This window comes from Aquamicrobium ahrensii, assembly GCF_040545755.1.
GTDB lineage: Bacteria > Pseudomonadota > Alphaproteobacteria > Rhizobiales > Rhizobiaceae > Mesorhizobium > Mesorhizobium ahrensii.
The window spans coordinates 88,258-99,028 of the sequence record NZ_JBEPMN010000012.1 but is presented as its reverse complement, the minus strand read 5'-3'; the positions used below and the strand labels follow the sequence as shown (position 1 = coordinate 99,028).

Genomic DNA, 10,771 nt, shown 5'->3' with positions numbered 1-10,771 from the left:
CCATCTTCCAGGTCGCCGACTACGGCATCGTCGGCGACCTCTTCACCATCCTGCCAGAACTCCAAAAGGCGCTTTGACCGGGACACGAAGAGCGTATTAAACTGTCAGGGACGGGGTAGACGAAGTCGCCCCGTCCTTTTAGTTTGCGCTGCACAAAATTCAGTGAGACGAGGTCAGGAATGAGCAAGATCGGAACGGTCGGCATCGTCGGAGCGGGGCAGATGGGCGGCGGCATCGCCCATGTTTCAGCCTTGTCGGGCTTCGATGTGCTGGTCTACGACATCTCGTCGGACCGCATCGAGAAGGGGCTGGCCACGATCAGCGGCAACATGGCCCGGCAGGTGTCGTCGGGCAAGCTCGACGAAAAGGCGCGCAACGATGCGCTCTCGCGCATTTCCGCCGCCCACTCCATGTCCGATCTCGCAGCCGCCGACCTCGTCATCGAGGCCGCCACCGAAGACGAGATGGTCAAGCGCAAGATCTATGCGGAGCTTTGCCCGCAGCTCAATCCGACGGCGATCCTTGCGACCAATACCTCCTCGATCTCCATAACGCGCCTGGCCGCACAGACCGACCGCCCCGAGCGCTTCATCGGCATACATTTCATGAACCCCGTGCCGGTCATGAAGCTCGTCGAACTGGTGCGCGGCATCGCCACGGAGGACCAGACCTTCGAGGCGGCCAAGGACTACGTGAACAAGCTCGACAAGACGATCACGGTGTCGGAAGATTTCCCGGCCTTTATCGTCAACCGCATCCTGCTGCCCATGATCAACGAGGCGATCTACACCCTCTATGAAGGGGTGGGCTCGGTGGAAGCGATCGACACGGCGATGCGCCTTGGGGCGAATCATCCGATGGGGCCGTTGCAGCTTGCCGATTTCATCGGCCTCGACACCTGCCTGTCGATCATGCAGGTGCTGCATGATGGCCTGTCCGACTCGAAATATCGTCCTTGCCCGCTGTTGGTGAAATATGTCGAGGCCGGCTGGCTGGGCCGCAAGACCGGGCGCGGCTTCTATGACTACCGTGGCGAGCATCCGGTGCCGACGCGCTGAGGCGTCATCCTCCCAGGATATTCGCCTGCCTTTGCGGGCAGCTTCACGATAAACGGGCATCCGCTGAAATAAACGAAAGCGCGCATTTTCATGCGCGCTTTCGTTTAATCAGGTTCGGCCGGCGGCGGCTTGCCTGCGCGGTCAGGCGAAAGCGCCGTGGCAGTGCTTGTACTTCTTGCCTGAGCCGCAGGGGCAGGCTTCGTTGCGGCTGACCTTGCCCCATGTCGCCGGATTGGCGGGGTCGCGGTCTTCGGGCGCGACCGTTGCGCTGGTCTCTGTGCGCAGCAACACGGCCGAATCGCCGAAATCGTCCTCACCGGTGGTGGCGTCGATATGCTGGCCGTACGCCTCGGGCGCCTGCGGAGGCGGCGCATCCGCGGCCTGACGGACCAGTTCCACGCGCATGAGCTGCGCCGTGACGGCCTGACGCAGATTGCCAAGCATCGCCTGGAACAGCTCGAAGGCCTCGCCCTTGTATTCCTGCAGCGGGTCGCGCTGGGCATAGCCGCGGAAACCGATCACGGAACGGAGGTGGTCCAGATTGACGATGTGCTCGCGCCACAGATGGTCGAGCGTCTGCAGAACCACGGAGCGCTCGACATAATTCATCACATCGGAGCCGAACCGCTCGGCACGGTCGTTTGCGGCGGTATCGGCTGCTTCGGTGAGGCGCTGGCGAATGTCTTCCTCGGCGATGCCCTCTTCCTTGGCCCAATCCTCGACCGGCAGGTCGAGGTTGAGATACTGGGCGACCTCCGCCCTGAGGCCCACCAGATCCCACTGCTCGGGATAGGCGTTTTCGGGAATGGCCTTGTTGACGATTTCCTCGATGACGCCGGTGCGCATCTCGGCGATGGTTTCGCCCAGGCCTTCGCCATCCATCAGTTCCAGGCGCTGCTCGAACACCACCTTGCGCTGGTCGTTGGCGACGTCGTCATATTTCAGCAAATTCTTGCGGATGTCGAAGTTGCGGGCTTCGACTTTCGTCTGCGCCTTTTCCAGCGCCTTGTTGATCCACGGATGGATGATGGCTTCGTCTTCCTTCAGGCCGAGCTTCTGGAGCATGCCGTCCATGCGCTCGGAACCGAAGATGCGCATCAGGTCGTCCTGAAGCGAGAGGTAGAACTTGGAGCGGCCGGGGTCGCCCTGACGGCCGGAGCGGCCGCGCAACTGGTTGTCGATACGGCGCGATTCGTGGCGTTCGGTGGCCAGAACGTAAAGGCCGCCGGCGGCCAGCGCCTGTTCCTTCAGCCTGGCCACATCCTCGCGGATGGCCTTTTCGCGCGCCTCGCGCTCGGGGCCGGCGGGCATGTCGCCCAGTTCTTCCTCGATGCGCATGTCGGCGTTGCCGCCGAGCTGGATATCGGTGCCGCGGCCGGCCATGTTGGTGGCGATGGTGATCGCGCCGGGCTTGCCGGCCTGTGCGACGATGGAGGCTTCGCGCTCGTGGTGTCTGGCGTTGAGGACCTCGAAGTCCTTCAGCCCCGCCTTCTGAAGCAGGGTGGCGAGATCTTCGGACTTTTCGATCGAGGTGGTGCCGACAAGGATGGGCTGGCCCTTGACGCGCGCCTCCTTGATCTCCTTGACGATGGCCCGGTACTTTTCCTCGACAGTGCGGTAGACCTCGTCGTCCTCGTCGATGCGCTGAACGGGCAGATTGGTCGGGATCTCGGTGACTTCCAGCCCGTAGATGTTGCCGAATTCTTCCGCCTCGGTCAGCGCCGTGCCGGTCATGCCCGACAGCTTTTCATACATGCGGAAATAGTTCTGGAAGGTCACGGAGGCCAGCGTCTGGTTCTCCGGCTGGATCTGGACGTGCTCCTTGGCCTCCAGCGCCTGATGCAGGCCTTCCGAATAGCGGCGGCCGGGCATCATGCGGCCGGTGAACTCGTCGATGATGACGATCTCGTCATCGCGCACGATGTAGTCCTTGTCGCGCTGGAAGAGGCGGTGGGCTTTCAGCGCATTGTTGACATGGTGGACCATGGCGACGTTCTCGACGTCGTAAAGACCCTCGCCCTTGAGCAGACCGGCGTCGCGCAGCATGCCTTCGAGCTTCTCGGTGCCGTCCTCGGTGAAGATCGCCGTCTTCTGCTTTTCGTCGACCTCGTAGTCTTCCGGCTTGAGCTGGATGATGAAGGCGTCGACGGTGTTGTACATTTCCGAACGGTCCTCGAGCGGACCGGAGATGATGAGCGGCGTGCGCGCCTCGTCGATAAGGATGGAGTCCACCTCGTCGACGATGGCGTAGTTGTGGCCGCGCTGGACCATCTGCGCGCGCTCATATTTCATGTTGTCGCGCAGGTAGTCGAAACCAAGCTCGTTATTGGTGGCGTAGGTGATGTCGCAGGCATAAGCCTCGCGCCGTTCCTCGTCGGAGAGGCCGTGGACGATGATGCCAACGCTGAGGCCGAGGAAGCGATGCAGCTTGCCCATCCAGTTGGCGTCGCGCGAGGCGAGATAGTCGTTGACCGTAACGACGTGAACACCCTTGCCGGCAAGCGCGTTGAGATAGGTGGGCAAGGTGGCGACCAGGGTCTTGCCTTCGCCGGTGCGCATCTCTGCGATGCCGCCATTGTTCAGAACCATGCCGCCGATCATCTGCACGTCGAAGGGGCGCATGCCGAGAACGCGGCGCGCTGCCTCGCGCACGGTGGCGAAGGCCGGCACCAGAAGGTCGTCGAGTGTCGCGCCTTCGGCAAGCTGTTTGCGGAATTCGTCGGTGCGCGCCCTTAGCTGTTCGTCGGAGAGCGCCTTGAGTTCGTCCTCAAGCGCGGTTATGGCCGCCACGCGGGATCTGGTCGCCTTGATGCGCCGATCGTTTGAGGAGCCGAAGATCTTACGGGCGAAACCGCCAAGACTGACCATGAAATGGCCCTTTCGATTGCAATCCTGAATATCGCGGCGGAAGCCGGATTGCCCCGTCATAACCGCCTTTGCGCATAGGGAACACCATAAACCGCCGCAAAAACGGTTATGGACGCAAAGTCGTGGGACAGATAAGAGTCGCCACCACCGATGTCAACGGCACGAACTTTTTCACGGGAATGCGTGGAATTCCGCCACATTTTCGCTGACTGGAAGTGTTTAACCTGACTGCAATCCCCACCGGAGTTTCTTTCATGCCCTTTTCTTATCGCCGCGTAACGCTCGCCAGCCTCGGCCTGGCCGTGAGCCTCTCCGCTCTGGCAGTGGCGCCGCTCGCGGCCCAGGAGCAGGTTCCCGCCGCGCAGGCGACCGAGGCGGCCGCGCCGGTCGATCCGAAGGCCGTTGTGGCGACTGTGGACGGACAGCCGATCACCGAGGCCGATCTGGAGCTGGCGCAGAGCGAGCTTGCCCAGCAGTTCGCGCAGCTTCCGGAGGCGCAGCGCCGCGCCGCCGCCCTCTCCGCCGCTATCGAAGTGAAGGTTCTCTCCAGCAAGGCCGTCGCCGATGGCCTCGACAAGGATGAGGACTTCCAGCGCCGTGTCGCCTTCCTGCAGGCCCGCGCCCTGCATGGCCAGCTTGTCGAGAAGGAAGTTGTCGGCAAGATCACCGACGACGAAATCCGGGCCCGCTACGACAAGGAAATCGCGGCCACCCCGCCGGTCAATGAGGTCCACGCCCGCCACATTCTGGTGAAGACCAAGGAAGAGGCGGACAAGATCGTCAAGGAGCTTGATGGCGGGGCGGAATTCGAGACGCTGGCCAACGAGCACACCACCGATCCGAGCGGCAAGACCAGCGGCGGCGACCTCGGCTATTTCGGCCCCGGCCAGATGGTGCCCGAGTTCGAGAAGGCCGCTTTCGACATCGATGTCGGCAGCTACGGCAAGGAGCCGGTGCAGTCGCAATTCGGCTGGCATGTCATCAAGGTCGAGGACAAGCGCGCCAAGCAGCCGCCGGCCTTTGATCTGGTCAAGGAGCAGGTCAAGTCGCTGCTCATCCGTGACAAGTATTTCGAGCTGGTGAAGGAAGCGCGGGCTGCCGCCAAGGTCGACATTCCGGATGCCGATCTGAAGAAGGCTGTCGAGAGCGCCGACGGCGAATAAGCCATCTTTGCAGTTTGAGAAAGCAAAAGGCCGGTCACAGCGCCGGCCTTTTGCTTTGAGAGGCCGGCGCTGGTCCTCAAACGCCTTGCGTGACGCCGCGCTATGGGGCAAATCCTGTCGCGTTCCATCATTATGCAGCCGAGGCCTCATGTCCGCCGCCGTTTCCCCGCTTGCTCCGAAGAAATATCCGAAAATGCCGGCCATCGAGGGCGTGCGCATGGCGACCGCCGAGGCGGGCATCAAGTACAAGGGCCGGACCGACCTGCTGGCCATGGTCTTCGACGCGGGCACGACCGTGGCCGGCGTGTTCACCCGCTCCAAGTGCCCTTCGGCTCCAGTCGATTTCTGCCGCCAGAACCTCACGGGCGGCAGGGCGCGGGTGCTGGTGGTCAACTCCGGCAACGCCAACGCCTTCACCGGCAGGAAAGGGCGCGAGACGACATCGGCGACCGGCGATGCCGCCGCAAAGGCGGCGGGCTGCGACGAAGGGGAAGTGTTTCTTGCTTCCACCGGCGTGATCGGCGAACCGCTCGATCCCGCGCTCTTCACCAATCTTCTGGACGGTCTGGTGCGTGATGCGCGCCCCGACCTGTGGAAGGAAGCCGCCAGCGCCATCATGACCACGGACACCTATCCCAAGGTGGCGACGGCGGCAGTCAGGCTCGGCGATGTGGATGTGACCATCAACGGCATCGCCAAGGGCGCAGGTATGATCGCGCCGGACATGGCGACCATGCTCTCCTTCATCGCAACGGATGCGCCGATCGCCGCGCCGGTGTTGCAGGCGCTGCTGTCGGGCGGCACGGCGAAGACCTTCAACGCGGTGACCGTCGATTCCGACACGTCGACCAGCGACACGCTGCTGCTGTTCGCCACCGGTGCGGCCGCAAGGCGCGGCGCGCCTTCCATCACCGACGTCAAGGACCCGCGTCTGTCGTCCTTCAAGCGTGCGCTGGGCAAGATCATGAAGTCGCTGGCCTTGCAGGTGGTGCGCGACGGCGAGGGCGCGCGCAAGCAGATCGAGATCACCGTCGAGGGGGCGAAGTCGGCGCGCTCGGCCAGGCGCGTCGCGCTTTCCATCGCCAACTCGCCGCTGGTCAAGACGGCGGTCGCTGGCGAGGACGCCAACTGGGGCCGCGTTGTCATGGCTGTCGGCAAGGCCGGCGAGCCGGCCGACCGCGACCGGCTGTCGATCTGGTTCGGCGACAACCGCCTTGCCCATGAGGGCGAGCGCGACGCTTCCTATTCGGAAGAGGCGACATCCGCTTATATGAAGCGTGACGAGGTGGCCATCCGTGTCGATCTGGGCATCGGCCGCGGCAAGGCCACGGTGTGGACCTGCGATCTCACCAAGGAATATGTCGCCATCAACGGAGATTATCGGAGCTGAGCGTGCTGATTCATCCGAGCGAGCAACTGGCCGCGGTACGCCGCTTCGAAGCGGCGGGCTTCCGCGCATGGCCGGCGGCCGCCGTCCACTATGACGGCACCTGGGTGATCCGCCTCACCGCCGGCCATCCGGCCAAGCGGCTCAATTCCGTCAATCCGCTCGATCCCGGAGATGTGGCTGATATTCCCGAGCGGGTGGCGCGCGCGGCCCGCCGTTTCTATTCCTACGGCCGTCCGCTCACTTTCCGCGTCTCGCCGCTGTCTGGCCCGGAGCTGTTGGACTGGTTCGACGCTGAGGGCTGGGCGCGTTTCGATGAATCGCTGGTCATGCGTCTGCCGTTGGCGCAAGCGCCGGTAGACGAGGCCATCGACCAGATACCGCTCAAGGATATCGGCCGTTTCGTTTCCGCCGCCCTCAATGTGCAGGGGGCGGACCCGTCCCTACGGGCGGGCCTTTCCGAGATCATCGGCGCAATACAACCGGAAACCGGACTGTTCGCCATGGAGCGCGGGGACGAGCCGCTGGCCACCATGATCTGTGTGCACGACAGCGATCTGGTCGGCCTGTTCGAGGTGGCGACGCATGCCGCACAGCGCCGTCAGGGCCATGGCCGCAAGCTGCTTTTGTCGGCGCTGAAATGGGCGCGCCTGCGCGGGGCGCGTCAGGCATGGCTGCAGGTGGAAGCCGCCAACGAGCCTGCGGTGGCGCTTTACCGGTCCTTCGGCTTCACCGAAGTCTATCATTATCACTATCGCCGCCCGCCCGGAGCCTGACCACGTGACCGACAAGCCGAAACGTCTTTTGCTGGTCAGCGCCTGCGCGCTCGTCGACGCCGACGGACGGGTGCTGATCGCGCAACGGCCGGAAGGCAAGCAGCTTGCGGGCATGTGGGAATTTCCCGGCGGCAAGGTGGAGGCGGGCGAAACGCCGGAAGAATGCCTGGTGCGTGAATTGCGCGAGGAACTCGGCATCGAAACCCAGATTCCCTGCCTCGCGCCGCTGACCTTCGCCAGTCACACCTATGACGATTTTCATCTGCTGATGCCGCTTTATGTGTGTCGCCGCTTCACCGGCACGCCGCAGCCGCGGGAGGCGCAGGCGTTGAAATGGGTCAAGCCGCGCCAGATGCGCGACTATCCCATGCCGCCGGCGGACGCACCGCTGATCCCCTTCCTCATCGACCTCCTGTAAGGGTCCCGCGGCGACGGCCCGCAGCGTTAATGCGGGATTAACCACGTCATGAAAAACTGAAGCTGGCTTTGGACCATTTCAGGTCGGGCGGGGACCGGGCAATTTTCGGGGGGAGGCCATTTTGAGTCTCGACAGCGACTGGAATCCGGAACGTCGCCGCCGTGGCGGTGCGGCTGCAAGGGCCGGTATCGGCATCCTGCGAATTACACTGTTGTTCGGAATGATTGCGGTGGCGCTGTCCCTGTTCGCCGCCTCCTGGCTGGCGGGACGGACCCCGGAACAATGGTCGCGGAAGGAGCAGGGCGGCCTCGACTTCATGACGACCGGATCCATAGCGCGCGGCGGTACATATACGGTGCGGCGCAGCGTTTTGCAGCCCGCACCCTCGGCTGTCTGCATCATCCGCGCGAACGGAGCCAGAAGCGGCGATTGCTGAGGGCAGGCCGTTCACTGGCCGTTAAGGCTGTTGCGTTAACCTTCCTTAATTCCCAGCGGTTATTCTCCCCGCCCAAAGAGGAGAATTCGCTGATGGCGAGACTGATCCGGTATTTCCTTGACGACCAGAACGGTACCGCCGCGATCGAATATGGCCTCATCGCCACCTTGATCACCCTTGCAATCATCGTTGCTGTGGGAGGCGCGGCAGATGAGGTGGTGGCCATGTGGAGCTCGAACGAAGGCCAGATCAGCCAGGCGCTTAAATAGGCTTCCAAAAGCCGGGGCCCGAAAAACCCCGAGCGACGCCTCTTTTCCAGGGCCGCCCCGACACCTTGAGCGGGTATCGGAACAGTCCACAAGCCGCATATGATTTTCGGCGGAACGCTCTATTCGCCGCGAGCGCATTGAACGATGGCGGCGCGCAACTCCTCCAGGCCTTCGCTCTTTTCCGACGAGGTCGCCAGCACGGCCGGGAAGGCCGCCGGACGCCGGCGGATTTTCTCAAGCGTTTCCTCGATCAGGCGCGGGACGCCGGCGGCCTTGATCTTGTCCGTCTTGGTCAGCACGATCTGGTAGGACACCGCCGCCTTGTCGAGCAGCGACAGCACGTCCGCGTCATTGGCCTTGATCCCGTGACGGGCGTCGATCAGCACATAGACGCGCTTGAGAGTGACGCGCCCCTTCAGATAGTCGAAGACAAGCTTCGTCCACTCGTCCACCTGTTGCTTGGGCGCTTGCGCATAGCCGTAGCCGGGCATGTCGACCAGCGCCAGCGGCGGCAGGTCGTCGCCTGTGCCGGAAAAGCCGTCCGGCACGAAATAGTTGAGTTCCTGCGTGCGGCCGGGCGTGTTGGATGTGCGGGCAAGACCTTTCTTGCTCACCAGCGCGTTGATGAGCGAGGACTTGCCCACATTGGAGCGGCCGGCGAAGGCAATTTCAGGCGGCCCTTCCGGCGGAAGGAACTTCATGGCCGGAACGCCACGGATAAATATCCAGGGCCGGGTGAAAAGGGTGACGTCGAGACCGGAAGGCGGGGCCTTGGCGGCGGTGTTGTGATCGGGGCCGGTCATCGGTTGCCTTTCGCGGTTTCCGAAACGAGAGGCGCTTATAGGGGGCAAAGACCAACGCGTCCAGAACGGTCGGCTGGCGGGCGGTGTTAGCCGGCGGGCGGAATTACGCCGCATGCACAGGAATTTGGAAGAATGTTGCATCAAATATTGCGCCGCAGCAATATGTTGTTAATTTCACCATCCGACATTGATGGTCCGGCGCCGCCGTCCTCATAGGTCGTAGCCAGTAAGGACCCTTGATGTTCTACCAGCTCTACGAACTGAACCATGCCGCCTTGCAGCCCGCCCGGGCGTTCGCGGATGCGATGCGCTCCTTCTATTCAAATCCCCTGAACCCGTTCTCCGGGACGTTGGTGGGACGCTCCGTCGCGGCGACCGCTGAATTGTTCGAGCGCACCACGCGCCACTATGGCAAGCCGGAATTCGGCCTTTATGAAACCAAGGTGGACTGGGCGACCGTCGACGTGGCGGAAAAGGTGGTGTGGGCGCGCCCCTTCTGTAACCTGCTGCGTTTCGAGCGCGATCTGCCGGCGCAGCGCCGTCCCGACCCCAAGCTCCTGATTGTCGCGCCTATGTCCGGCCACTACGCCACGCTGCTGCGCGGCACGGTGGAGACGATGATGCCGCACGCGGATGTGTACGTCACCGACTGGATCGACGCCCGCATGGTGCCGGTGGGCGAGGGTGGGTTCGATCTCGACGACTATATCGACTATGTCGTCGAGATGTTGCGTTTCCTCGGGCCGGACACCCATGTCATGGCTGTCTGCCAGCCTTCGGTGCCGGTTCTCGCCGCCGTCGCGGTCATGGAGCAGCGCGGCGATCCGCTGGCGCCGGCCTCCATGACGCTGATGGGCGGGCCGATCGACACACGCCGCAGCCCGACCGCCGTCAATGTGCTGGCCGAGGAAAAAGGACTCGACTGGTTTCGTGACAACGTGGTCATGGACGTGCCCTGGCCGGCGCCTGGCTTCGGGCGGAAAGTCTATCCCGGATTTCTGCAATTGTCGGGATTCATGAGCATGAATCTCGACCGCCACATCATCGCCCATAAGGACTTCTTCATGCACCTCGTCAAGAATGACGGGGACAGCGCCGAAAAGCACCGCGATTTCTACGACGAGTATCTCGCGGTGATGGATCTGACGGCCGAGTTCTATCTGCAGACCGTTGATGCGGTGTTCATCCGCCATGCGCTGCCGAAGGGCGAGTTGCTGCATCGCGGCGAACCTGTCGATCCGGGCGCGATCCGCAACGTGGCGCTGTTCACCGTAGAGGGCGAGAACGACGATATTTCCGGCCTGGGTCAGACCCAGGCCGCGCATGATCTGTGCGTCAACCTTCCTGCCGCGAAGCGGGCGCACTATATGCAGCCGCGCGTCGGGCACTATGGCGTTTTCAACGGTTCGCGCTTCAGATCGGAGATCGCGCCGCGCATCGTCGACTTCATCGCCAGCAACCGCGGGAAGCCCGGTTCCGCATCCCGGCCGCGTCTGGTCCGATCCGACGTTTCCTGATCCTGAGCGTGGCGACAAGCCCCGGGTGTTGCACATTCGCCGCGCCCGGTAACCATAGCGTGAAGCAGTCCGTCCC

Annotated in this window: 10 protein-coding genes; 8 read left to right on the top strand and 2 right to left on the bottom strand. The window is 63.2% G+C overall.

The window, feature by feature from the left end:
* The first annotated feature begins 179 nt into the window (after window positions 1-179).
* Complete coding sequence (locus tag ABID44_RS14500; RefSeq protein WP_354152422.1) at window positions 180-1,058, top strand: 3-hydroxybutyryl-CoA dehydrogenase; 879 nt, start codon at window positions 180-182, stop codon at window positions 1,056-1,058.
* Between the two features lie 141 nt (window positions 1,059-1,199).
* On the opposite strand, the gene secA is transcribed toward ABID44_RS14500, so the two are convergent.
* Window positions 1,200-3,926 (bottom strand): preprotein translocase subunit SecA, encoded by a 2,727-nt coding sequence (secA, locus tag ABID44_RS14495; protein ID WP_354152421.1) that lies wholly within the window; start codon window positions 3,924-3,926, stop codon window positions 1,200-1,202.
* A gap of 254 nt (window positions 3,927-4,180) precedes the next feature.
* Between secA and ABID44_RS14490 the strand changes: the two genes are divergently transcribed.
* From ABID44_RS14490 to ABID44_RS14465, 6 genes are all read left to right on the top strand, one after another.
* Window positions 4,181-5,089, top strand: a complete 909-nt coding sequence (locus ABID44_RS14490; RefSeq protein ID WP_354152420.1) for a peptidylprolyl isomerase — start codon at window positions 4,181-4,183, stop codon at window positions 5,087-5,089.
* A 148-nt stretch (window positions 5,090-5,237) separates the two neighbouring features.
* Window positions 5,238-6,479, top strand: coding sequence for a bifunctional glutamate N-acetyltransferase/amino-acid acetyltransferase ArgJ (gene argJ / locus ABID44_RS14485; RefSeq protein WP_354152419.1), 1,242 nt, complete (start codon window positions 5,238-5,240; stop codon window positions 6,477-6,479).
* Window positions 6,480-6,481: 2 nt separating this feature from the next.
* Complete coding sequence (locus tag ABID44_RS14480) at window positions 6,482-7,252, top strand: GNAT family N-acetyltransferase (protein WP_354152418.1); 771 nt, start codon at window positions 6,482-6,484, stop codon at window positions 7,250-7,252.
* Window positions 7,253-7,256: 4 nt separating this feature from the next.
* A complete protein-coding gene (gene mutT, locus ABID44_RS14475; RefSeq protein WP_354152417.1) occupies window positions 7,257-7,670 on the top strand; it encodes an 8-oxo-dGTP diphosphatase MutT in 414 nt (137 codons plus the stop codon).
* 121 nt (window positions 7,671-7,791) lie between these two features.
* Window positions 7,792-8,106 (top strand): hypothetical protein, encoded by a 315-nt coding sequence (locus ABID44_RS14470; RefSeq protein WP_354152416.1) that lies wholly within the window; start codon window positions 7,792-7,794, stop codon window positions 8,104-8,106.
* Window positions 8,107-8,198: 92 nt separating this feature from the next.
* Window positions 8,199-8,375 (top strand): Flp family type IVb pilin, encoded by a 177-nt coding sequence (locus ABID44_RS14465; protein WP_354152415.1) that lies wholly within the window; start codon window positions 8,199-8,201, stop codon window positions 8,373-8,375.
* A 119-nt stretch (window positions 8,376-8,494) separates the two neighbouring features.
* On the opposite strand, the gene yihA is transcribed toward ABID44_RS14465, so the two are convergent.
* Window positions 8,495-9,178, bottom strand: a complete 684-nt coding sequence (gene yihA / locus ABID44_RS14460; RefSeq protein ID WP_354152414.1) for a ribosome biogenesis GTP-binding protein YihA/YsxC — start codon at window positions 9,176-9,178, stop codon at window positions 8,495-8,497.
* A gap of 239 nt (window positions 9,179-9,417) precedes the next feature.
* Here yihA and ABID44_RS14455 point away from each other — a divergent pair, with 239 nt between their 5' ends.
* Window positions 9,418-10,695, top strand: coding sequence for a polyhydroxyalkanoate depolymerase (locus tag ABID44_RS14455; protein WP_354152413.1), 1,278 nt, complete (start codon window positions 9,418-9,420; stop codon window positions 10,693-10,695).
* The last annotated feature ends 76 nt before the right edge of the window (window positions 10,696-10,771 follow it).